General features: G+C 79.4%; 1 protein-coding gene. It reads left to right on the top strand.

Annotation, left to right across the window (positions count from 1 at the left end; genetic code table 11):
- On the top strand, positions 1 to 325 hold a 325-nt coding region (locus GT042_RS11570; protein ID WP_161308628.1), incomplete at both ends, for a hypothetical protein.

The raw sequence follows: 325 nt of genomic DNA, 5'->3' as shown, positions 1-325 counted from the left end.
CGGAGGGCCGGACCGCGCAGGCCGTCCACTGGGGACGCAGGGCCGTCGACCACCTCGCGGCCCCCACCGCCCCGGCCCGCCACGCGTACCACCGGCTGTCCCTGGCGGCCAAACTCGTCCCGCTGGGCGGCCTCCAGGAGGCCGAGGGTCTCCTCCGCCAGGTCCGGGGGGAGCAGTCGGCCGACGAGGACCGTGCGGTGTTCCTCCTCGTCGCCGACCTCGTCCAGGCGGCGGCGCATCTGCGGACCGGGGAGCTCGACGCCGCCCGGCAGCGGGCGCGGGACGCCCTCTCCGTCGCCTCGGCCGGCCGGCTGCCGGGCCTGGC

Origin of the sequence: Streptomyces sp. SID3212 (genome assembly GCF_009865405.1) — a bacterium.
Classification (GTDB): Bacteria; Actinomycetota; Actinomycetes; order Streptomycetales; family Streptomycetaceae; genus Streptomyces.
The sequence above is the reverse complement of the archived record's forward strand: the minus strand, read 5'-3'. Positions and strand labels throughout refer to the sequence as shown.